At 52.5% G+C, this 19,856-nt stretch carries 21 protein-coding genes and 1 pseudogene; 15 read left to right on the plus strand and 7 right to left on the minus strand.

Going from position 1 to position 19,856, the window contains the following annotated elements:
- Positions 1 to 267 precede the first annotated feature (267 nt).
- The 11 genes from ydgT (at position 268) to gstA (ending at position 10,115) form a co-directional block, all read left to right on the plus strand.
- The gene (ydgT, locus tag IB214_RS12470) at positions 268 to 483 is read left to right on the plus strand and encodes a transcription modulator YdgT (RefSeq protein ID WP_096757131.1); all 216 of its coding nucleotides are present in this window, start codon (positions 268 to 270) and stop codon (positions 481 to 483) included.
- A gap of 91 nt (positions 484 to 574) precedes the next feature.
- A complete protein-coding gene (locus IB214_RS12475; protein ID WP_117343070.1) occupies positions 575 to 1,015 on the plus strand; it encodes a DUF2569 domain-containing protein in 441 nt (146 codons plus the stop codon).
- Between the two features lie 76 nt (positions 1,016 to 1,091).
- Positions 1,092 to 1,673: an electron transport complex subunit RsxA gene (gene rsxA / locus IB214_RS12480; protein ID WP_005121199.1), complete on the plus strand. Its 582-nt coding sequence runs from the start codon at positions 1,092 to 1,094 to the stop codon at positions 1,671 to 1,673.
- Positions 1,673 to 2,251, plus strand: coding sequence for an electron transport complex subunit RsxB (rsxB, locus tag IB214_RS12485; RefSeq protein ID WP_117343069.1), 579 nt, complete (start codon positions 1,673 to 1,675; stop codon positions 2,249 to 2,251). Before rsxA ends, rsxB begins: the two co-directional genes overlap by 1 nt.
- On the plus strand, positions 2,244 to 4,271 hold the full coding sequence (rsxC, locus tag IB214_RS12490) for an electron transport complex subunit RsxC (protein ID WP_117343068.1): 2,028 nt from the start codon (positions 2,244 to 2,246) through the stop codon (positions 4,269 to 4,271). The genes rsxB and rsxC overlap by 8 nt, the downstream gene beginning before the upstream one ends.
- Positions 4,272 to 5,324: an electron transport complex subunit RsxD gene (gene rsxD / locus IB214_RS12495; protein WP_117343067.1), complete on the plus strand. Its 1,053-nt coding sequence runs from the start codon at positions 4,272 to 4,274 to the stop codon at positions 5,322 to 5,324.
- Positions 5,325 to 5,333: 9 nt separating this feature from the next.
- Positions 5,334 to 5,954, plus strand: coding sequence for an electron transport complex subunit RsxG (gene rsxG / locus IB214_RS12500; RefSeq protein WP_117343066.1), 621 nt, complete (start codon positions 5,334 to 5,336; stop codon positions 5,952 to 5,954).
- Positions 5,955 to 5,957: 3 nt separating this feature from the next.
- Positions 5,958 to 6,653: an electron transport complex subunit E gene (locus tag IB214_RS12505; RefSeq protein WP_115258563.1), complete on the plus strand. Its 696-nt coding sequence runs from the start codon at positions 5,958 to 5,960 to the stop codon at positions 6,651 to 6,653.
- Positions 6,650 to 7,285 carry an endonuclease III gene (gene nth / locus IB214_RS12510; RefSeq protein WP_096757138.1) on the plus strand — a complete coding sequence of 212 codons (636 nt, stop codon included), beginning with the start codon at positions 6,650 to 6,652 and terminating at the stop codon, positions 7,283 to 7,285. The genes IB214_RS12505 and nth overlap by 4 nt, the downstream gene beginning before the upstream one ends.
- 614 nt (positions 7,286 to 7,899) lie before the next feature.
- Positions 7,900 to 9,405 carry a dipeptide/tripeptide permease DtpA gene (gene dtpA, locus IB214_RS12515; protein ID WP_115258565.1) on the plus strand — a complete coding sequence of 502 codons (1,506 nt, stop codon included), beginning with the start codon at positions 7,900 to 7,902 and terminating at the stop codon, positions 9,403 to 9,405.
- Between the two features lie 104 nt (positions 9,406 to 9,509).
- The gene (gene gstA / locus IB214_RS12520; protein ID WP_096757141.1) at positions 9,510 to 10,115 is read left to right on the plus strand and encodes a glutathione transferase GstA; all 606 of its coding nucleotides are present in this window, start codon (positions 9,510 to 9,512) and stop codon (positions 10,113 to 10,115) included.
- 85 nt (positions 10,116 to 10,200) lie between these two features.
- Here the strand turns inward: gstA and pdxY are convergent, their stop codons facing one another.
- From pdxY to anmK, 5 genes are all read right to left on the minus strand, one after another.
- Positions 10,201 to 11,061 carry a pyridoxal kinase PdxY gene (gene pdxY, locus IB214_RS12525; protein ID WP_115258566.1) on the minus strand — a complete coding sequence of 287 codons (861 nt, stop codon included), beginning with the start codon at positions 11,059 to 11,061 and terminating at the stop codon, positions 10,201 to 10,203.
- A gap of 55 nt (positions 11,062 to 11,116) precedes the next feature.
- Positions 11,117 to 12,391 (minus strand): tyrosine--tRNA ligase, encoded by a 1,275-nt coding sequence (tyrS, locus tag IB214_RS12530; protein ID WP_096757143.1) that lies wholly within the window; start codon positions 12,389 to 12,391, stop codon positions 11,117 to 11,119.
- 126 nt (positions 12,392 to 12,517) lie between these two features.
- The gene (pdxH, locus tag IB214_RS12535; RefSeq protein WP_096757144.1) at positions 12,518 to 13,174 is read right to left on the minus strand and encodes a pyridoxamine 5'-phosphate oxidase; all 657 of its coding nucleotides are present in this window, start codon (positions 13,172 to 13,174) and stop codon (positions 12,518 to 12,520) included.
- A gap of 60 nt (positions 13,175 to 13,234) precedes the next feature.
- Positions 13,235 to 13,558 (minus strand): C-type lysozyme inhibitor, encoded by a 324-nt coding sequence (mliC, locus tag IB214_RS12540; protein WP_096757145.1) that lies wholly within the window; start codon positions 13,556 to 13,558, stop codon positions 13,235 to 13,237.
- Between the two features lie 93 nt (positions 13,559 to 13,651).
- The gene (gene anmK, locus IB214_RS12545) at positions 13,652 to 14,773 is read right to left on the minus strand and encodes an anhydro-N-acetylmuramic acid kinase (RefSeq protein WP_117343064.1); all 1,122 of its coding nucleotides are present in this window, start codon (positions 14,771 to 14,773) and stop codon (positions 13,652 to 13,654) included.
- Positions 14,774 to 15,046: 273 nt separating this feature from the next.
- Between anmK and slyB the strand changes: the two genes are divergently transcribed.
- Positions 15,047 to 15,514 carry an outer membrane lipoprotein SlyB gene (gene slyB / locus IB214_RS12550; protein WP_096757147.1) on the plus strand — a complete coding sequence of 156 codons (468 nt, stop codon included), beginning with the start codon at positions 15,047 to 15,049 and terminating at the stop codon, positions 15,512 to 15,514.
- A gap of 50 nt (positions 15,515 to 15,564) precedes the next feature.
- Here the strand turns inward: slyB and slyA are convergent, their stop codons facing one another.
- Positions 15,565 to 16,005 (minus strand): transcriptional regulator SlyA, encoded by a 441-nt coding sequence (gene slyA / locus IB214_RS12555; protein ID WP_269473706.1) that lies wholly within the window; start codon positions 16,003 to 16,005, stop codon positions 15,565 to 15,567.
- Between the two features lie 193 nt (positions 16,006 to 16,198).
- On the opposite strand from slyA, the gene IB214_RS12560 reads away from it, so the two are divergent.
- From IB214_RS12560 to IB214_RS12570, 3 genes and pseudogenes are all read left to right on the plus strand, one after another.
- On the plus strand, positions 16,199 to 16,435 hold the full coding sequence (locus tag IB214_RS12560; protein ID WP_096757148.1) for a DUF1656 domain-containing protein: 237 nt from the start codon (positions 16,199 to 16,201) through the stop codon (positions 16,433 to 16,435).
- A 2-nt stretch (positions 16,436 to 16,437) separates the two neighbouring features.
- Entirely contained in the window at positions 16,438 to 17,301 is an 864-nt protein-coding gene (locus IB214_RS12565; protein WP_117343063.1) for an HlyD family secretion protein, read from the plus strand.
- A pseudogene (locus tag IB214_RS12570) lies at positions 17,298 to 19,338 on the plus strand (FUSC family protein). The gene IB214_RS12565 and the pseudogene IB214_RS12570 overlap by 4 nt, the downstream one beginning before the upstream one ends.
- On the opposite strand, the gene sodC reads toward IB214_RS12570, so the two are convergent.
- Positions 19,314 to 19,835 carry a superoxide dismutase [Cu-Zn] SodC gene (gene sodC, locus IB214_RS12575; protein ID WP_115258570.1) on the minus strand — a complete coding sequence of 174 codons (522 nt, stop codon included), beginning with the start codon at positions 19,833 to 19,835 and terminating at the stop codon, positions 19,314 to 19,316. The pseudogene IB214_RS12570 and the gene sodC sit on opposite strands and share 25 nt — an antisense overlap.
- Positions 19,836 to 19,856: the final 21 nt, after the last annotated feature.

Genomic DNA, 19,856 nt, shown 5'->3' on the forward strand with positions numbered 1-19,856 from the left:
AACCCAGCAGTCATGCTGGGTTAGGTTGTAACAGCGTCATTTCTATCAAAAATAGCGAATTGTGCAGTCCCCCACCTTGGCACTTATTGCCTGCGATAGCGAAGCGCGTTACCCTTTGACCGGGTGCTCAGCGTGCCTGCGTATCTATCAGTACGAACACTCTTATTTGTATCTTTGCACACCCTGCGTTTTTATCTGTGCAACCTTGTTTATTTTTTAATATTAACTACTCCGTTGGTGTTATTTTCTTAATATGGATCTCCACATATGACTGTTCAGGATTACTTATTAAAATTCCGCAAAATCAATTCCCTCGAAAGCCTGGAAAAACTGTTCGATCATCTTAACTACACGCTCACCGACGATCGCGACATTATCAATATGTATCGCGCGGCGGATCACCGCCGGGCGGAGCTAATCTCCGGGGGACGCCTGTTTGATATCGGCCAGGTGCCAAAATCCGTCTGGCATTATGTGCAATAAATAAGAAAGTAGCGCTCATCGTTAAAAGCTTTATAATAATCGCCCCAAAATGAATGGCATGTTTGTTTGCACGCGTAAATCTGGAGAAGAGATGACGACGACACCGGCACAACGTATCGGAGGCTGGCTACTTGGTCCACTGGCCTGGCTGTTAGTGGCGTTGTTGAGCGCTTCGCTGGCGATCCTGTTGTATGTAACTGCGCTGGCAACTCCGCAAACGTTTCAGACGCTCGGCGAACAAAGCGCCACTAATTTACTGTTATGGGGCGTTTCCTTTATTACCGCTATCGCCATGTGGTACTACACGCTGTGGCTGACTATCGCGTTTTTCAAACGCCGACGCTGTGTACCTAAGCACTACATTTTATGGTTACTGATCTCCGTGTTACTGGCTATTAAAGCCTTTGCGTTTTCACCTGTTCCGGATGACTTTGCCGTCCGCCAGCTACTGTTCCCGTTGTTGGCTGCTGCATTGCTGGTGCCCTATTTCAAGCGTTCGCAGCGCGTGAAATCGACGTTTGTGAACCCGTAATAACCCTACAGTTAACCTGTTGTCGCCTGTTGTAGATTGTCAGATAATAGGCGGCTTTTTTATTTCAGGCCGAAAAATGACTGATTACCTGCTGCTGTTTGTCGGAACTGTACTGGTCAATAACTTTGTACTGGTCAAGTTTCTGGGTCTCTGCCCGTTTATGGGCGTTTCCAAAAAACTGGAAACGGCGATGGGCATGGGCCTCGCCACGACCTTTGTAATGACGCTGGCATCGATTTGCGCATGGCTGATTGACACCTGGATCCTCATCCCGCTCGATCTCATCTACCTGCGTACGCTGGCGTTTATCTTAGTCATCGCCGTGGTCGTGCAATTTACCGAAATGGTGGTGCGCAAAACGAGTCCTGCTCTGTATCGCCTGCTGGGGATCTTCTTACCGTTGATCACCACTAACTGTGCGGTACTGGGCGTCGCGTTGTTGAATATCAACCTCGGTCATAACTTTTTACAGTCGGCGCTGTACGGTTTTTCCGCTGCCGTCGGCTTCTCGCTGGTGATGGTACTGTTCGCCGCCATTCGCGAGCGCCTCGCCGTGGCTGATGTTCCGGCACCTTTTCGCGGTAATGCGATTGCGCTGATTACCGCCGGTTTAATGTCATTGGCCTTTATGGGCTTTAGTGGTTTGGTGAAGCTGTAATGAATGCTATCTGGATTGCCGTTGCTGCAGTGAGTCTACTGGGTCTGGCATTCGGCGCTGTTTTAGGCTATGCCTCCCGACGTTTTGCCGTTGAGGACGACCCGGTCGTTGAAAAAATCGATGAGATCCTTCCGCAAAGTCAATGTGGCCAGTGCGGTTACCCTGGCTGTCGCCCGTATGCGGAAGCGATTGGCTGTCAGGGCGAAAAAATCAATCGCTGCGCCCCCGGTGGTGAAGCGGTGATGCTAAAAATTGCGACGCTGCTGAACGTCGATCCGCAGCCTATTGATGGCGAGGAACAGGACGTTACGCCGGTGAGAATGCTGGCGGTCATTGATGAAAATAACTGTATTGGCTGTACAAAGTGCATTCAGGCCTGCCCGGTTGATGCCATCGTCGGCGCGACGCGTGCGATGCACACAGTCATGAGCGATCTCTGTACCGGATGCAACCTGTGCGTTGATCCTTGCCCGACTCAGTGTATTGAATTACGTCCGGTTGCCGAAACGCCTGATAGCTGGAAGTGGGATTTGAACACTATCCCCGTGCGCATCATTCCCGTGGAACAACATGTTTAAGCTATTCTCTGCATTCAGAAAAAACAAAATTTGGGACTTCGAAGGCGGCATTCATCCGCCCGAAATGAAAGCCCAGTCAAACGGCACGCCGCTGCGACAAGTACCACTGCCGCCGCGTCTGGTGATTCCGCTCAAACAGCATATTGGTGCTGAGGGTGAGCTGTGCGTAAACGTCGGTGACCACGTCCTGCGCGGCCAGGCGCTGACGCGTGGACGAGGCAAAATGCTGCCAGTGCACGCGCCAACCTCCGGCACCGTTGTGGCCATTGCTCCGCACTCCACTGCGCACCCTTCAGCATTGGCCGAGCTCAGCGTCATAATCGATGCTGATGGCGAAGATCGCTGGATTGAGCGTGAAGGCTGGGCTGACTATCGTTCCCGCAGCCGAGAAGAGCTTATTGCCCGTATTCATCAGTTCGGCGTTGCCGGACTGGGCGGTGCTGGTTTCCCTACTGGCGTAAAACTGCAGGGCGGCGGCGATAAAATTGAAACATTGATCATCAACGCTGCGGAATGTGAGCCCTACATTACCGCTGACGATCGCCTGATGCAGGATTGTGCAGCTCAGGTGGTGGAAGGCATCCGAATTCTGGCCCACATTCTTCAACCGCGCGAGATCCTGTTGGGGATTGAAGATAACAAACCGCAAGCGATATCAATGCTGCGCGCGGTGCTGGCGGACTCACATGATATCAGCCTGCGCGTTATCCCAACCAAATATCCTTCCGGCGGCGCGAAGCAGTTGACCCAAATTCTGACCGGAAAACAGGTCCCACACGGTGGACGCTCCTCGGATATCGGCGTCCTGATGCAAAACGTCGGTACGGCCTATGCTATCAAACGCGCCGTGATCGACGGAGAACCGATCACCGAACGCGTCGTAACGCTGACCGGCGAAGCCGTTAGCCGTCCAGGCAACGTCTGGGCACGTTTAGGCACGCCTGTTCGCCACCTGCTTGATGACGCAGGTTTTTGCCCTTCCGCAGAGCAAATGGTCATCATGGGCGGCCCGCTAATGGGCTTCACCCTCCCCTGGCTTGATGTCCCCGTAGTGAAGATCACCAACTGCCTGCTGGCGCCATCTGCCAGTGAAATGGGTGAGCAGCAGGAAGAAAAAGGCTGCATTCGCTGTAGCGCCTGCGCCGACGCCTGCCCGGCCGATCTCTTGCCTCAGCAGCTTTACTGGTTCAGTAAAGGACAGCAGCACGACAAAGCAATCGGTCACAATATCGCTGACTGCATTGAATGCGGTGCCTGTGCGTGGGTATGTCCCAGCAATATTCCGCTGGTGCAGTATTTCCGTCAGGAAAAAGCTGAGATTTACGCCATAAGCCAGGAAGAAAAACGCGCCGCAGAGGCAAAAGCACGATTCGAAGCCAGACAGGCACGCCTTGAGCGTGAAAAAGCCGCGCGTCTTGAACGTCATAAAAGCGCCGCCGTTCAGCCTGCCGCGAAGGACAACGATGCCATTGCTGCCGCACTTGCACGGGTGAAAGAGAAACAAGCACAGGCTTTACAACCGATTGTTATTCAGGCCGGAGAGAAACCGGATAATAGTGCAGCCATTGCCGCCAGAGAAGCGCGGAAAGCACAGGCCCGGGCCAAACAGGCGGAAAATGTGCCTGCTAACGACAGCACCACCGATACCGATCCGCGCAAAGCCGCGGTAGAAGCCGCTATTGCCCGTGCCAAAGCACGCAAGCTTGAGCAGCAACAGGCCGTCGCCGAGACTGCAGAACCGGTTGACCCGCGCAAAGCCGCGGTAGAAGCCGCCATTGCCCGCGCCAAAGCACGCAAGCTTGAGCAGCAACAGGCCATCGCCGAGACTGCCGAGCCGGTTGACCCGCGTAAAGCCGCGGTAGAAGCCGCTATTGCCCGTGCTAAAGCACGCAAACTTGAGCAGCAGGTTGTCGCCGAGACCACCGAACCAGTTGATCCACGCAAAGCCGCCGTTGCGGCCGCTATTGCACGCGCTCAGGCTAAAAAGGCCGCCCAGCAGCAGGTTGTTAACGAGGAATAAATGGTATTCAGAATCGCAAGCTCTCCCTATACCCATAACCAGCGCCAGACATCGCGTATTATGCTGCTGGTGTTAATTGCCGCGTTACCGGGGATTGCCGCTCAGCTTTGGTTTTTTGGTTGGGGCACGTTGGTACAGATTTTTCTCGCCGCCATCAGCGCCATTGCCGCTGAAGCAGGCGTATTGAAACTGCGTAAACAGCCGGTTGTCGCTATTTTAAAAGACAACTCTGCCTTGCTCACCGGGCTACTGCTTGCCGTCAGCCTTCCGCCGCTGGCCCCCTGGTGGATGGTGGTCCTGGGTACCGTATTTGCCGTGATCATTGCCAAGCAACTGTATGGCGGCCTCGGGCAAAACCCGTTTAACCCGGCGATGATCGGCTATGTGGTTCTGCTTATCTCCTTCCCGGTGCAGATGACAAGCTGGCTTCCCCCGCATGAAATTGCGGCCACGGTACCGGGATTTGTTGACGCCATTAACGTCATTTTTACCGGACATACCTCAAGCGGCGGTGATATGAACACCTTACGCATGGGTATCGATGGCATTAGCCAGGCGACGCCGCTTGATACGTTCAAGACATCGTTGCACGCCGGACGCACGGTAGAACAGGTTATGCAGTACCCCATTTACAGCGGGATGCTTGCAGGCGCAGGCTGGCAGTGGGTAAACCTGGCCTGGCTGGCGGGCGGCGTCATGCTATTGTGGAAAAACGCTATTCGCTGGCATATTCCGGTCAGTTTCCTGCTGTCGCTCGCTGTCTGTGCGACGTTAGGCTGGCTTTTCTCTCCCGAGTCGCTGGCGTCACCACAGCTGCACCTGCTCTCTGGCGCAACCATGCTCGGTGCGTTCTTTATTCTTACCGATCCCGTTACGGCATCGACGACCAATCGCGGTCGGCTGATTTTTGGTGCACTTGCCGGTCTGTTGGTATGGCTGATTCGCAGTTTTGGTGGGTATCCGGATGGCGTGGCCTTTGCGGTATTGTTGGCAAATATCACGGTCCCGTTGATTGATTATTACACCCGCCCTCGCGTGTACGGACATCGCTAAGGACACCCTATGCTGAAAACGATTCGTAAACACGGTATCACTCTGGCACTCTTTGCCGCTGGCTCTACGGGCTTAACAGCGGCAATCAATCAGCTGACTAAGTCTACGATTGACGAGCAGGCAACGCTGCAGCAAAAAGCGCTGTTTGATCAGGTTCTGCCAACTGACCGCTACAATAATAATCTGCGCGACAGCTGTTATCTGGTCGCGGCCCCGGCGTTGGGTAAAGGGGTGCACCGTGTTTATATCGCCCGCCAGGACGAGCGACCGATTGCTGCCATCCTCGAAGCCACCGCGCCAGACGGCTACTCCGGCGCGATACAACTGCTGGTTGGTGTCGATTTTAACGGTACTGTGCTGGGTACGCGGGTCACGGAGCATCATGAAACGCCCGGTCTGGGTGATAAAATCGAGCTTCGACTGTCCGACTGGATAACGCACTTTAGCGGCAAAACGATCTCTGCTGAAAACGATCCTCATTGGGCGGTGAAAAAAGATGGCGGTGACTTCGACCAGTTCACCGGTGCCACCATCACCCCCCGCGCAGTCGTCAATGCGGTGAAACGCGCGGGCCTGTATGCACAGACGCTGCCTGCACAACTTCCTCAACTTCCCGCCTGTGGAGAATAAACCATGAGCGAAATTAAAGACGTTATTGTTCAGGGATTGTGGAAAAACAACTCCGCACTGGTACAGTTACTTGGCATGTGTCCGCTGCTGGCAGTCACCTCTACCGCAACCAATGCCCTTGGGTTGGGACTTGCTACCACACTGGTTTTAACGCTAACCAACTTGACCATCTCTGCCCTGCGCCGCTGGACGCCGTCTGAGATTCGTATTCCTATTTATGTCATGATCATCGCGTCGGTAGTCAGTGCCGTACAGATGCTTATTAACGCCTACGCCTTCGGGTTGTATCAGTCGTTGGGGATCTTCATCCCGTTGATTGTGACCAACTGTATTGTGGTTGGTCGTGCCGAGGCCTTTGCGGCAAAAAAAGGCCCCGCACTCTCCGCGCTGGATGGGTTTTCCATCGGAATGGGGGCAACCGGTGCGATGTTTGTGCTGGGCTCACTGCGCGAGATTATCGGCAACGGCACGTTGTTTGATGGCGCTGATGGTCTGCTGGGTAGTTGGGCAAAAGTGCTGCGCATTGAGATTTTCCATACAGACACACCGTTCCTGTTAGCCATGCTGCCGCCAGGCGCGTTCATCGGGCTGGGGCTGATGCTGGCCATCAAATATCTTATTGACGAGAAGATGAAGAAACGTCGCGCGCAGGCTGCGTTAACAGACGTTCCGGCGGGTGAAACAGGGAATGTGTCATGAACAAAGCAAAACGGCTGGAAATACTGACGCGCCTGCGCGATAACAATCCGCACCCCACCACCGAACTCAATTTTACGTCGCCGTTTGAGCTACTGATTTCGGTGCTGCTTTCGGCGCAGGCGACCGATGTCAGCGTCAATAAAGCCACCGCAAAACTGTACCCTGTCGCTAACACCCCAGCCGCGATGCTGGAACTTGGGGTCGACGGCGTAAAGTCTTATATTAAGACCATCGGATTGTTCAACAGCAAAGCGGAGAACGTGATTAAAACCTGCCGTATTTTGCTCGAACAGCACAATGGCGAGGTTCCGGAGGACAGAGCAGCACTGGAAGCGTTGCCTGGCGTCGGGCGTAAAACCGCCAACGTGGTGCTCAATACCGCCTTTGGCTGGCCCACTATCGCTGTCGATACTCATATATTTCGAGTGTGTAACCGAACACAATTCGCCCCAGGGAAAAACGTCGAGCAGGTCGAAGAAAAGCTGCTGAAAGTCGTTCCCAGTGAATTTAAAGTCGACTGCCATCACTGGTTAATTCTTCATGGTCGCTACACCTGCATTGCCAGGAAGCCGCGCTGCGGCTCCTGTATCATTGAGGATCTCTGTGAATTCAAAGAAAAAGTCGACATCTAATGCAATCGGGGTAACGTTCGTTGCCCCTTATTACCATAACGATTAGTTATGCACTCTCCAATCGCTTAATCCCCGACAATGATGCCATGCTATTGCGTATATCTAATGCAATATTCTTGTGCTTTAACACCTGAGCAGGTTAATCGTTTTTTTAGTAGTAGAAATTTCTATTCATACGTGATCAAGATCACATTGATAATGTGATGTTAATTTTTCTTATTTTTATAGTTAAAATGACAATCAGATGACCTATTCCCGTCGATTCGATACAAAACATTACACTGGGTATTTTTCAGATAATGGCCTATATCACTGGATTCAACACTGAATAGCAGAACATATCGCCGCTTTGCCATTTTCGCCCCCATTGAACAGTGAAAAAAACTGCCATTTTTCAATTGAAGAAATTTAACGCTAGATAACATTTACCTGCCCCGATGATTTCACCACCTTGGATATATGTAACAGAGTATTACAAACCTCTTGTCTGAAGGGGCAAGATAGTGAACATTACTTGCCGTTTCCCCTCCCACTATAACAATCGGACGGATGAACTTGACTCATCACGTACCTGAACACCCCCGTAGATATGGGATGTAAAAAAAGAGGTAAAAGTGTCTACTGCAAACAATAAACCAACTGAAAGCGTGAGCTTAAACGCCTTCAAACAACCAAAAGCGTTCTATCTCATTTTCTCAATTGAGTTGTGGGAACGTTTTGGCTACTACGGCCTGCAAGGGATTATGGCCGTCTACCTGGTGAAACAACTGGGTATGTCAGAAGCGGATTCCATCACCCTTTTCTCCTCCTTTAGTGCCCTGGTTTACGGCCTGGTGGCTATTGGCGGCTGGTTAGGTGATAAAGTTCTGGGTACTAAGCGTGTCATTATGCTGGGTGCCATTGTACTGGCTATCGGTTATGCGCTGGTCGCATGGTCCGGTCATGATGCTGGTATCGTTTATATGGGTATGGCGGCCATCGCGGTCGGTAATGGCCTGTTTAAAGCGAACCCATCATCCCTGCTTTCTACCTGCTATGCCAAAGATGACCCGCGTCTTGACGGTGCATTTACTATGTACTACATGTCCGTCAACATCGGTTCATTCTTCTCAATGCTTGCTACTCCATGGCTGGCGGCACGATACGGCTGGAGCACCGCGTTCGCACTCAGTGTCGTCGGGATGCTGATTACCGTCGTAAACTTCGCATTCTGCCAGCGTTGGGTTAAACAATACGGGTCTAAACCAGACTTTGAGCCGATCAACTTCCGCAACCTGCTGCTGACCATTGTTGGCGTGGTGGTGTTGATTGTTATCGCAACATGGTTACTGCACAACCAGGGCATTGCACGTATGGTTCTGGGCGTCGTGGCTATGGGTATCGTGTTTATCTTCGGTAAAGAAGCCTTCGCCATGAAAGGTGCCGCACGTCGTAAAATGATCGTCGCCTTCATTCTGATGCTGGAAGCGATTATCTTCTTCGTGCTGTACAGCCAGATGCCGACATCACTGAACTTCTTTGCAATTCGTAACGTTGAGCACTCTATTCTGGGCATCGCGTTCGAACCTGAGCAGTATCAGGCACTGAACCCGTTCTGGATCATCATTGGTAGCCCAATCCTTGCCGCTATCTATAACAAGATGGGTGACACCCTGCCAATGCCGACCAAGTTTGCTATCGGTATGGTGCTGTGTTCCGGTGCATTCCTGATCCTGCCGCTGGGTGCGAAATTTGCCACCGATGCGGGTATCGTTTCCGTTAACTGGCTGATCATTTGCTACGGTCTGCAGAGTATCGGTGAACTGATGATCTCTGGTCTGGGTCTGGCAATGGTTGCGCAGTTGGTACCACAGCGTCTGATGGGCTTCATCATGGGTAGCTGGTTCCTGACCACTGCCGGTGCAAACATCATCGGTGGCTATGTTGCTAACATGATGGCTGTACCGGAGAATGTGACCGACCCACTGATGTCTCTGGAAGTCTATGGTCGTGTGTTCCTGCAAATCGGTATTGCAACGGCAGTTATCGCTGTTCTGATGCTGCTGACAGCACCGAAGCTGAACCGTATGACTCAGGACGATGATGTCAGCGAGAAAGCCTCTAAGACCGCAACAGCGTAATTCTCAGGGAAACTTCTTTTCAGGCCGCTAACTGATGTTAGCGGCTTTTTTTTTGGCTGAGGTCGCACTACCATACGATATACCTCAGCCAAAAGGAGTTACCGATGAAACTGTTCTACAAACCGGGCGCGTGTTCTCTCGCTTCGCACATCACGCTTCGCGAAAGCGGTAAAGATTTCACCCTTGATGGTGTTGATCTGATGAAGAAACGCCTGGAAAACGGCGATGATTTTTTCGCGGTAAACCCAAAGGGACAAGTTCCTGCTCTGCTGCTGGACGATGGTACGCTACTAACCGAAGGCGTGGCCATCATGCAGTACCTGGCCGATTCGGTACCCGATCGCCAGCTTCTTGCCCCAACCAGCAGCCTCTCGCGTTACAAAACGCTGGAGTGGCTTAACTATATTGCGACAGAACTGCATAAAGGCTTTACGCCATTATTCCGTCCCGATACGCCGGAAGAGTACAAGCCGACCGTACGCGCACTGCTGGAGAAAAAAATGCAGTATGTGAACGATTCACTGCAGGACAACCCGTGGATCTGCGGCCAGCGTTTTTCCATTGCAGATGCTTATCTGTTCACCGTACTGCGTTGGGCGTATGCCGTGAAATTGAATATGGCAGGATTAAGCCATATCGAAGCCTATATGGCGCGGATGGCTGAGCGCCCGGCAGTGGCAGCGGCGCTTAAGGCAGAAGGGTTAAATTAATGGTTGTTGCCGGGTGGCGCATGCTCACCCGGCCTACAGCCAAACAAACGTAAGCCCGATAAGCGTGAGCGCCATCGGGCATTGATTACAGCTGCGTAGCGCTAAAATAGTGTTCTGGTTTTGCAATGCGATCCTGTGCAGCAACGACCTGCAGTTCATACTCATGCATCTCTTTGGTCGCAATCATAATCTCATACACCGCCGCCGTTACATGCTCAAGCGCCTGCTGCACCGTCGCGCCCTGTAACAGTTTTACCAGTAGCAAACCGCTGGTCACATCACCCACACCCACAGGCTGACGCGCACCAAAATCCACCAGCGGACGACTGATATGCCACGCCTGCTCAGCGGTGACCAGCAGCATCTCGAAACGGTCGGGACTCATCCCTGCGCGAGCAAGATGTTTCACCAGCACCACCTCAGGCCCTTGAGCAATCAGCTCACGCGCCGCTAATACCGCTTCATCCACGTTGGTCACCGCGTGCTCGCAAAGGATCTCAAGCTCTACCAAATTAGGCGCGATAATATCGCTGGCCGGCAACGCGTGGCGCACGTGAAACTCGGCGACGCCCGGTGCGACAATACAGCCTTTTTCCGGATGTCCCATCACGGGGTCGCAGAAATACTTCGCCTGTGGATTAGCCGACTTTACCTGACGGACAATTCCCAGAATATGTTCGCCCTGCTCTGCTGAACCGAGGTAGCCGCTCAGCACAGCATCACAAGTTTTAAGTTTATCGATATCGGCAATACCCTGGACAATTTCGGTCAGGTGGCTGGGCGGCATCACGCAGCCGGTCCATTTGCCGTATTGGGTATGGTTAGAGAACTGAACGGTATTAAGAGGCCAGACGTTGGCGCCAAGACGGCGCATCGGAAATTCTGCTGCACTGTTGCCCGCATGACCAAAAACAACGTGGGACTGGATGGCGAGGATATTCTTCATTTTTTTACCTGAACAAAAATAAGGGAGTGATTTCTCACTCCCATTCCTTAACGCATTATTTCCAGCAAATCAGACAATAGTTCTTTTTGCCGCGGCGCAGTAACGTGTAGCGCCCAAACAAAATGTCACTGTCCTGGAAGAAGTATTCCGGATCTGACTGTTTTTCACCGTTGATGGTTACCGCATTCGACGCAATGGTCTTACGCGCCTGGCCGCGAGACGGCTGCAGTTCTGAGTCCACCAGCGCCTGCATCAGATCGGCACCTTTTTCCATTTCGATCATCGGCACGCCATCCTGCGCCAACTGCTCGAAATCGGCTTCGCTGAGATCGCTTAAGTTCCCGTTGAACAGGCATTCGGTGATGCGTTTTGCCGCCACCAGACCTTCTTCACCGTGAACCAGACGCGTAACCTGCTCCGCCAGAACATACTGGGCACGCGGCGCTTTACCGCTGTTCTTATCTTCTTCTTCCAGGGCATTGATCTCTTCAATGTCCATAAAGGTGAAGAATTTAAGGAAGCGATAGACATCAGCATCGGCGGTGTTAATCCAGAACTGGTAGAACTTGTACGGACTGGTTTTCTTCGGATCCAGCCAGACTGCGCCACCTTCCGTTTTACCGAACTTGGTCCCGTCTGCTTTGGTGATCAGCGGAACCGTCAGGCCGAACACCTGATTCTGGTGTAAACGGCGGGTCAGATCGATACCGGAGGTAATGTTACCCCACTGGTCAGAACCCCCGATTTGCAGCGCCACACCGTGCAGTTTGTTCAGGCAGGCGAAGTCATACCCTTGCAGCAGGTTGTAAGAAAACTCGGTAAAGGAGATGCCCTGATCGTCACGGTTCAGACGCTGCTTCACCGCTTCTTTGTTGATCATCTGGTTCACAGAGAAATGCTTGCCGATATCACGCAGGAAAGTCAGTACATTCATACCGCCAAACCAGTCGTAGTTGTTCGCAGCAATCGCGGAGTTGTCGCCACAGTCGAAATCGAGGAACGGTGCAACCTGTTTGCGGATTTTATCCACCCACTCTTGCACGGTGTCTTCGGTATTCAGTTTACGCTCGGCGGCTTTAAAGCTCGGGTCACCAATCAGACCGGTTGCACCACCTACCAGTGCGACAGGCTTATGGCCTGCCTGCTGGAAGCGTTTCAGGCATAACAATGGAACCAGATGCCCCAAATGCAAGCTGTCAGCGGTAGGGTCGAAGCCGCAATAGAGCGCGATCGGGCCTTGCGCCAGTCGCTCTGCTAACGCTTCTTCGTCCGTCACCTGGGCCACCAGCCCCCGCTCTTGCAATTGTTTAATCAAGTTACTGCTTGCCATCAAAATCTCCATGTATAAAACGACTGCACCTTTGCCGGTACACGACTTTTCGCCTGATGCGAAAGAGACATAGAATAAAGCGCCGGATTCATCAGTGCCAGCGCTTAAAACAAGAATTTTGCATCTTTAGGGGGCCAGGCGATCGATTTTCCACGCGTTGTCTTCACGCTGGTATAAAAAACGATCGTGTAAGCGGTTTTCGCCGCCCTGCCAGAACTCCATTTGCTCAATACTCACGCGAAAACCGCCCCAGAAACTTGGCAGCGGGACTTCCCCCTGCTGAAACTTCTGCTTCAGTTCAAGAAATTTGCTTTCGAGAATACCGCGTGCGGAGATACGACTGGACTGTTTTGATACCCAGGCGCCAATTTGGCTGTCGCGTGGGCGACTGTGGAAGTACTTCACTACCTCAAGCGTAGAAAGACGTTCGGCCTTACCAATCACCATCACCTGCCGTTCCAGCGTATGCCACGGAAACAGCAGGCTAATGCGGGGGTTATGCTCTATCTGGTGCGCCTTACGGCTGCCCATGTTGGTATAAAATACCAAACCTTTGTCATCATAATGTTTGAGCAACACGATGCGCTGGTACGGCTGGCCGTTTTCATCAACGGTGGCCACTACCATGGCAGTCGGATCGGCGAGTTTGGCGTCACAGGCTTGTCCGAGCCAGCGCTCAAAAAGCGCAAGCGGCTCGGCGGGAAGATCGCGGCGGCGAAGACCGCCTTTCGTGTATTCACGGCGCAGATGCGCGATTTGCTGCAATTCGTCGTTATCAGACATGATGTTTGGGCTACGGATTGTCAGTGGGTGACGCTATTGTGCGCCGCCCAGGTGAAAATCTCAACGCTTCGGGTTCTGTAACTGACAGTTATTTAACACAACTCTGTCACGTTTATAGACCGTCGCGCTGTCGCCTTTAGACCAGAAGACATAGATGCCATCGGTGTAACGCGCGCCCGATGCTGATACACCCTGTTTAAGATTCACTAACTGATTATCGTAAACAAAGCTTGCCGTTTGTTGGGTATTGTTCAATTTCACGGTCAGCGGTTTTTCATCACAGCGATATTCGAGGGTATCCGTTTGCATACGCTCGACAAATTGGTTGTAGACACTACAGCCGGTAAGCAGTACCGGCAAACATACCAATAACAGTTTTTTCATAGCCCTATCCTGAAGACATTCCTGGTCCCGGAGGGGAATAACCCCCTCCCTAACATCCCTAGTTTACCGGCATCGTCGCCAGGATAATTTCAGTTAACTCTGAGTTCGTGGGTTTGCGGGAAAAATAGCGCCTAAAACGCTGGACTCCGTCGCACCGGTAACTGAGGGTAAATTACCCGGTAATCCCGCCAGTGTGCGCCATGCCAGCCAGGCAAAAGCTAACGCTTCCATATCATCCCCGCTAATACCGGCTTCATCGGTCGAGGTCACTTCCGTGCCGGGCAACAGTGCCGCCAGGCGCATCATCAGCAGCGGATTACGGCTTCCACCGCCGCAGACCATCAAGCGCTCGCAGCCACCGCTCAACAGGACCTGCTCGGATATCGTCACCGCCGTCAGTTCAGCAAGCGTCGTCTGCACATCACGCGCGGCCAGTCCCGGGAACTGCGCCAGATGACGTTCGATCCAACCATAATTAAAGTACTCGCGGCCGGTACTTTTAGGTGCCGGCGCGGCAAAATAGGGATCGCTCAGCATGCTTTGCAACAACGGAAGAATAACCGTACCTTCGCAGGCCCATTGCGCGTCTTTATCGTAAGGTTTTCCACATTGCCGCCAGATCCAGGCATCCATCAGTATATTACCAGGCCCGGTGTCATAACCGCGTACAGGGCGCTGAGGAATAAGCAGTGACAAATTAGCTATACCGCCGATATTCAACACCATCCGACGCTCAGTTGGGTGCGCCAACAGCGCCTGATGAAAAGCGGGAACCAGCGGTGCACCCTGCCCGCCTAGCGCAATATCACGCCGGCGAAAATCGCCGACTACGGTGATGCCGGTATGCGCCACAATCTGGTTGTTGTCGCCAATTTGCAGGGTATGCGGCGCACTGCCTGTCGGCTCATGCCAGACGGTTTGTCCGTGGCAGCCAATTGCGACAATATCCTGCGGCTTTAATTTTTGCTGCGCCAGCAGCGCATTTACCGCCTCGGCGAATAAACGCCCCAATTGTGTATCCAGTTGCCCATACTGCGAGAGGGTGAGTTGCTGCCCCTGGCAGATATCGAGAATGGCCTGTTTCAAATGGAGAGGGATGGGCCAGGTCAGACTCGCCTGCTGCGCGACCATCGTTTCATCTATTGCTGCCAGCACAACATCAACACCATCAAGGCTGGTTCCAGACATAACACCGATAAAACGGCCCGATTTCATACGTCATCCTTTTAAACACGTTAGCCTTGACACTCAACCATAAAGTGCTGATTAATTCCATGCTTCGTTGATGATTTTTGATGGCTAATCATGACAAGCTGCCATCTATTCAATCAATTTGATGAATGATTCGTTTATACTCAGTTAACCTGATTTCGGTTAAGATTTTCATACTGTTCCAGTAGAACATGTGACCTTAGGCTCACAAATGCCATATAATTTAACCATGAAGGGTGCTTTATTAGCGTTTCGTGGTGTAAAGGAGAGTTATAAATGATTAAACGTGCACTGATTGTTTCATTAATGGGATTATCTTTAGCGGGTTGTGTTAACAGTGATAGTCTTTCAGGTGACGTGTATACCGCATCCGAAGCGAAACAGGTGCAGAACGTAACCTACGGTACGATCGTTCATGTCCGTCCGGTGCAAATTCAGGGTGGCGATGATGCCAACGTCATCGGCGCGATCGGCGGCGCTGTACTCGGTGGATTCCTTGGTAACACCGTCGGCGGCGGTTCTGGTCGTTCATTAGCTACGGCGGCAGGTGCGGTTGCAGGCGGCGTAGCAGGTCAAAGCGTCCAGGGTGCGATCAATAAAACACAGGGTGTGGAACTGGAAATCCGTAAGGATGACGGGAACACCATTATGGTGGTGCAGAAACAAGGCGCGACCAAATTCGCTTCAGGTCAGCGTGTTGTGATGGCCAGCAACGGCAAAGAAGTTACCGTTTCTCCGCGCTAATCGAATTTACGTGTGGTCAGTCAGATACTGGCCACACGTAGATTTTCGCATCAGCCCTGAGACTGTAGCTCAATAATATTGTGTTCCAGTCGGGCAACCAGTTTAATCAGCAGATTAATTTCCTCGGTTGAAATCCCTTCCAGAATCTCTCCGCGCGTTTTGTTGATAACCGCTTCCATATCAGCGATCAGCGGCTCGGCTTTCTCCGTCAGTTTAATTCTCTTTGCTCGACGATCGCTGGCGCAAGTCTGTCGTGAAATGAGTCCCTTTTCTTCCAGTTGGTCGAGCGTACGCACCAGAGAAGGCTGCTCAATCCCTATCGCTTTAGCCAGCTGGATCTGCGATTGATCCGGTGGCAGCTGATGAATGTTGTGCAGCGTCACCCAATGCGTCTGCGTCAACTCCAAAGGCTTCAGGCGATGGTCAATCAGAGCACGCCAAATGCGCACCAACCGTGCCAGATCAGAACCTAGTGGCGATTCCAATTTCATCTCCTTATAATTAGCTTGCTAAGTTGTTATGCTGATTTTAGAATAGTGTGCAGCATTTGTATTCCCAAAACAAATGTATTGCCAAATTTGCTTACCGGATGACATTTTTTCAGACATTATGCGTTAAAGAGACTGATTGTCCCTTTTTTTGCTAAACCTATAGCAATGCTCTCTTCCGTCAAGGATTTTGCCCGTGAAGTTTATGTTTAATGCAACAGGATTGCCCCTACAAGATTTAATGATCGGTGCATCTGTTTACTTCCCTCCACTTTTCAAAGCGTTTATCTGCGGATTTATCTTCTGGTTGGTTGTTCATCGCGTACTGCGCGACTGGATGTACTCCGGCGAAATCTGGCATCCCTTGTTAATGGATCTGTCGCTCTTTGCGCTTTGCGTGTGTCTGGGCTTTGTTATGCTGATTGTGTGGTGATTATGTCGCTCAAAACCGTTAAATACTTCTCCACTATTATAGTCGCAGTTGTTGCCGTTCTCGCGGGTTGGTGGATGTGGAATTATTATATGCAGTCCCCCTGGACGCGCGATGGCAAAGTTCGTGCGGAGCAGGTCAGTATCACCCCACAGGTTTCCGGCAGCATTACCCAACTCAATATTAAAGATAATCAGTTTGTTAATGCAGGCGACGTGCTGTTTGTTATCGATAAGACGCCGTTTCATATTGCTGAACTGAATGCACAGGCGCAGCTGGCGAAAGCACAGTCCGATCTGGCAAAGGCTAATAACGAGGCCAATCGCCGCCGTCATCTGTCGCAAAATTATATCTCTGCCGAGGATCTGGACACGGCCAACCTCAACGTGAAAGCGATGCAGGCAAGCGTGGAGGCAGCACAGGCCCAATTACGGCAAGCGCAGTGGCAATTGACCCAAACGGAAGTTAAAGCTCCTGTCGCTGGTTGGGTGACGAATCTTTCTACACGCGGTGGCGATTATGCCAGTACCGGTAAACCCCTGTTTGCGCTGGTCGACAGTCGTTCATTTTATGTGATGGGCTATTTTGAAGAAACCAAGCTCCGCCATATTCGCGAGGGCGCACCGGCGCTGATTACATTGTACAGCGGCAATATAAAGTTACAGGGTCACGTTTCCAGTATTGGTCGTGCGATTTACGATCAAAGTGTAGAGAGTGATTCCGGTCTGATTCCTGACATCAAACCCAACGTACCGTGGGTGCGTCTGGCGCAACGGGTGCCCGTGCGTATCGAATTTGACGCACTACCGCACGATGTCACACTGGTTTCAGGTACCACCTGCAGCGTGTCGATTGGTCAGAAAAAATGAAACGGCTTCACCTGACGCTGGGCAATTTACCGTGGTTGAAAGCCAACGCGGCACAGTGGCGTTACGCGCTGCGAAACACCATCGCGATGTGCCTGGCGTTAACATTCGCCTATTACCTGAATCTGGATGAACCCTACTGGGCGATGACCTCCGCTGCGGTGGTTAGCTTTCCCACCGTGGGCGGTGTCATCAGCAAAAGTCTGGGCCGCGTGGCAGGCAGTTTGCTTGGTGCCACGGCGGCATTGATTATTGCTGGCCACACCCTCAATGAACCGTGGTTATTTTTACTCAGCATGTCGGCCTGGATTGGTTTATGCACCTGGGCCTGCGCGCACTTTACCAACAACGTGGCCTACGCGTTTCAACTGGCAGGCTACACCGCGGCTATTATTGCGTTTCCGATGGTCAACACCATTGAGGTTACGCAACTGTGGGATATTGCCCAGGCGCGCGTGTGCGAAGTGATGGTCGGGATACTCTGCGGGGGCATGATGATGATGATCCTGCCCAGCACGTCTGATGGTACAGCGTTGCTGACGGCGCTGAAAAACATGCACGCGCGTTTGCTGGAACATGCTAGCTTACTCTGGCAACCCGAAACCACCGATGCGATCCGCTCAGCCCACGAAGGGGTAATCGGCCAGATTCTGACCATGAATCTGCTGCGTATTCAGGCATTCTGGAGCCACTATCGCTTTCGACGGCAGATTGCCCTGCTCAATTCACTGCTGCATCAGCAACTGCGTCTGACCAGCGTGATCTCCAGCCTGCGCAGAATGCTGCTTAACTGGCCAAATCCTCCTGCTCACACCCGGGAAGTCATCGAACAGCTACTCAGTGCACTGGTGAAATCCGATACCGATAGCTACACGGTAGCCCGCATTATTGCCCCCCTGCGTCCGCAGGACTCCCACGACTACCGGCATGTCGCCTTCTGGCAACGGCTACGTTATTTCTGCCGAATTTACCTGCAAAGCAGCCATTATCTGCATTTGCTGGAAAAAGGCGTGACCGCCGAGCGCATCAGCGTGAACCGCACGCCGGGCCTGGCTCGCCATACCGACAACGCGGAAGCCATCTGGAGTGGGTTACGTACCTTCATCACGTTGATGGTGATTGGCGCGTGGAGCATCGGCGCACAATGGGAATCCGGCGCGGGTGCGCTGACGCTGGCGGCGATTAGCTGCGTACTGTATTCCGCCGTTGCCACCCCGTTCAAATCACTCTCACTGCTGATGCGCACGTTAGTGCTGCTGTCATTGTTCAGCTTTGTGGTGAAGTTCGGTCTGATGGTACAAATTACCGACCTGTGGCAATTCATTCTGTTTCTCTTCCCACTGCTCGCCACCATGCAACTGCTAAAGCTGCAAATGCCTGCTCTGGCGGGGCTTTGGGGGCAGTTGATCGTCTTTATGGGATCGTTTATCGCCGTAACCAATCCGCCGGTGTATGACTTCGCCGATTTCCTGAATGATAATCTGGCAAAAATAACCGGCGTAGCGTTATCCTGGTTGGCCTTTGCTATCCTGCGGCCAGGCTCAGACGCGAGAAAGAGTCGTCGTCATATTCGCGCCCTGCGCCGGGATTTTGTCGATCAGCTCAGTCGGCATCCGGCACACAGCGAACATGAATTTGAGTCGTTAACCTATCATCATGTCAGCCAGCTCAGTAACAGCCAGGATGCGCTGGCGCGGCGGTGGTTATTACGCTGGGGCGTCGTGTTGCTGAACTGCTCGCATGTGGTGTGGCAGCTGCGCGCCTGGGAAGCGCGCTCCGATCCGTTGGCCCGCGTCAGAGATGTGTGTATTTCACTGCTGCGCGATGTGATGAGCGAGCGTGGCGTCCAGCAGCGTCCACTGAATGCCACGCTTAACGAGTTACAGCGCATCTGCGATACGCTTGCACATCATCATCAGCCTGCCGCACAAGAGCTGGCGGCGCTTATCTGGCGTTTACACTGTTCGTTGTCTCAGCTTGAACAGGCTCCGCCGCCAGGCACGCTGAGCCGTTGATTATTTGATAACCCCGCAGGCGTAACGCGCCCCGCCACCGCCTAGAGGTTTTGGCTGATCGGACATGTTATCGCCACCCACATGGACCATCAGCGCCTTACCTTTGACCTCATCCAGTGATTTCAGGCGTGGGGCGGTAACAGCCGTTGTGGCGTGACCTTCGGCATTGACCACCAGCAACGGTAGGTCGCCCATGTGCCCAGCCCCCTCCGGACCTTCATGTTTTCCGGTTTTATGCGGGTCAAGATGTCCCCCTGCCGATTCAGCGGCAGAAGCTTTGCCTTCTTTAATCGCAGGCTGACAGCTGCCGTTGGCATGGACATGGAAACCATGTTCTCCTGGCGGCAGTGCTTTCAGGTCAGGCGTAAACGCCAGCCCTTGCGCAGTTTCAGAAATAGTTACTGAACCAATCGACTGACCTACCCCTTGCGAAGTCACCAGGTTCATCTCAACTTGCTCACTGGCAGCCTGTGCGCCCGCACAGGCCAGTAAGGTGATTATGGCGATACTCAAACGCTTCATACGACCTCCGTCACTATGTGT

Source organism: Citrobacter sp. C1 (assembly GCF_014596895.2).
GTDB classification, from domain to species: Bacteria; Pseudomonadota; Gammaproteobacteria; order Enterobacterales; family Enterobacteriaceae; genus Citrobacter; species Citrobacter gillenii.

Bases quoted from the DNA above. Each gene is read 5' to 3' on its own strand.
- pdxY (WP_115258566.1), bottom strand. From the start codon at position 11,061: ATGAAGAATATCCTCGCCATCCAGTCCCACGTTGTTTTTGGTCATGCG.
- ydgT (WP_096757131.1), top strand. From the start codon at position 268: ATGACTGTTCAGGATTACTTATTAAAATTCCGCAAAATCAATTCCCTC.
- IB214_RS12505 (WP_115258563.1), top strand. From the start codon at position 5,958: ATGAGCGAAATTAAAGACGTTATTGTTCAGGGATTGTGGAAAAACAAC.
- sodC (WP_115258570.1), bottom strand. From the start codon at position 19,835: ATGAAGCGTTTGAGTATCGCCATAATCACCTTACTGGCCTGTGCGGGC.
- IB214_RS12475 (WP_117343070.1), top strand. From the start codon at position 575: ATGACGACGACACCGGCACAACGTATCGGAGGCTGGCTACTTGGTCCA.
- mliC (WP_096757145.1), bottom strand. From the start codon at position 13,558: ATGAAAAAACTGTTATTGGTATGTTTGCCGGTACTGCTTACCGGCTGT.
- slyA (WP_269473706.1), bottom strand. From the start codon at position 16,005: ATGAAATTGGAATCGCCACTAGGTTCTGATCTGGCACGGTTGGTGCGC.
- slyB (WP_096757147.1), top strand. From the start codon at position 15,047: ATGATTAAACGTGCACTGATTGTTTCATTAATGGGATTATCTTTAGCG.
- tyrS (WP_096757143.1), bottom strand. From the start codon at position 12,391: ATGGCAAGCAGTAACTTGATTAAACAATTGCAAGAGCGGGGGCTGGTG.
- rsxB (WP_117343069.1), top strand. From the start codon at position 1,673: ATGAATGCTATCTGGATTGCCGTTGCTGCAGTGAGTCTACTGGGTCTG.
- anmK (WP_117343064.1), bottom strand. From the start codon at position 14,773: ATGAAATCGGGCCGTTTTATCGGTGTTATGTCTGGAACCAGCCTTGAT.
- rsxD (WP_117343067.1), top strand. From the start codon at position 4,272: ATGGTATTCAGAATCGCAAGCTCTCCCTATACCCATAACCAGCGCCAG.
- IB214_RS12565 (WP_117343063.1), top strand. From the start codon at position 16,438: ATGTCGCTCAAAACCGTTAAATACTTCTCCACTATTATAGTCGCAGTT.
- pdxH (WP_096757144.1), bottom strand. From the start codon at position 13,174: ATGTCTGATAACGACGAATTGCAGCAAATCGCGCATCTGCGCCGTGAA.
- rsxG (WP_117343066.1), top strand. From the start codon at position 5,334: ATGCTGAAAACGATTCGTAAACACGGTATCACTCTGGCACTCTTTGCC.
- nth (WP_096757138.1), top strand. From the start codon at position 6,650: ATGAACAAAGCAAAACGGCTGGAAATACTGACGCGCCTGCGCGATAAC.
- rsxA (WP_005121199.1), top strand. From the start codon at position 1,092: ATGACTGATTACCTGCTGCTGTTTGTCGGAACTGTACTGGTCAATAAC.
- rsxC (WP_117343068.1), top strand. From the start codon at position 2,244: ATGTTTAAGCTATTCTCTGCATTCAGAAAAAACAAAATTTGGGACTTC.
- gstA (WP_096757141.1), top strand. From the start codon at position 9,510: ATGAAACTGTTCTACAAACCGGGCGCGTGTTCTCTCGCTTCGCACATC.